Raw genomic sequence first — 1,314 nt, forward strand, 5'->3', positions numbered from 1 at the left:
CCAGTGCGCGATCGCCGCGACCAACATCGGCCTGGCCACCCTGCTGGTCAGCCGGGTCGACGAGGACCACACCGCGCCGATGCTGGTCGTCGCCTACACCGGCGCCTACACCGTCGGCGCCACCCTCTCGACGATCGTGCTGCTGCGGTTGCTCCGCTCGGGCGAGGAGCCCGCGCCCCGGCGGATCGGGGAGTGGGTCGGGTTCGTGGTGCGCCTGCTCGTGGCCGCCGCAGTCGTGCTCGGCGTCGGCCTCTTCCTCGACCTCGTGGTCACCGACACGATCGCCGAATTCGTGAGCCGCCCGCACTGGACCTGGTCGGTGCTGGAGGCCGCGATCGTGAGCGCCGGTGCCGGTGGAGCCTTCCTCGCGGCGGCCCAGCTGCTCCGCCTGGACGAGGTGACCTCGGTCGTCTCGACGGTCACGGCACGCGTTCGACGCAGGTGACCCCCGTGATCTCGGGGGTCTCCTAGGATGGCAAAGGATCCGAGGAGATCGGAGGGGGACTGGGTGGCGACGTCGACGCGGTCGGGGGATGTGCTCGCTGGCCGGTACCGGTTGATCGACCTGTTGAGCGAGACCGGTGGCGGCCGGTTCTGGCGCGCGCGCGACGCCGTCCTCGAACGCTTCGTCGCCCTGCACGTCATCGCTGAGGACGACCCGCGGGCGCCCGGCCTCTTCGACGCTGCCCGTACGTCGGCCTCCGTGCTCGACCCGCGGATCCTGCGCGTGCTGGACGCCGAGAGCGAGGACGGCCGCTCCTTCGTCGTCAACGAGTGGGGCACCGGGATCTCCCTCGACATCCTGGTCACCAACGCCGGCCCGCTCGGTCCACGACGGGCCGCCTGGCTGGTCGCCGACGTGGCGTCCGCCATCGCCCGCGCCCATGCCGCAGGCGTCACCCACGGCCGGCTGAACCCCGAGAACATCCTGATCGACCGCTACGGCTCGGTGCGCATCATCGGCATGTGCGTCGATGCTGCGCTGCACGGCCTGCCCCCCGGCGAGGTCCGCGGCGACCTCGAGGACCTCGGCGGACTGCTCTACTGCGCACTGACCGGTACCTGGCCCGGACCCTCGGGCTCGATCGTCCCGGCCGCGCCCCGCGAGAACGACGCCTTCCTCAGCCCGCGCCAGGTCCGCGCCGGCGTCCCGAAGCCGCTCGACCTGCTCTGGCGCGAGTTCGACTGCAACCAGGACCACGGCCGCCGGCGCCGGCTCGGCTCGGACCATCCGGACGTCACCACGGCCCAGGGCATCGCGGCCGAGCTCCTGGAGTTCGTCGGGGACCCGGCGGGGATGCCGGACGCGCTGGC

1 protein-coding gene and 1 pseudogene are annotated in these 1,314 nt (G+C 72.7%); both read left to right on the forward strand.

Annotation, left to right across the window (positions count from 1 at the left end; genetic code table 11):
- A pseudogene (locus ACOADB_RS01725) lies at positions 1–445 on the forward strand (hypothetical protein); the annotation flags it as partial.
- Positions 446–508: 63 nt separating this feature from the next.
- Positions 509–1,314: protein kinase family protein (locus ACOADB_RS01730; protein WP_378596180.1), on the forward strand; the 806-nt coding region annotated here is incomplete at its 3' end.

Origin of the sequence: Nocardioides sp. CPCC 206348, assembly GCF_048654705.1 — a bacterium.
In the GTDB taxonomy this organism is placed as follows: domain Bacteria; phylum Actinomycetota; class Actinomycetes; order Propionibacteriales; family Nocardioidaceae; genus Nocardioides.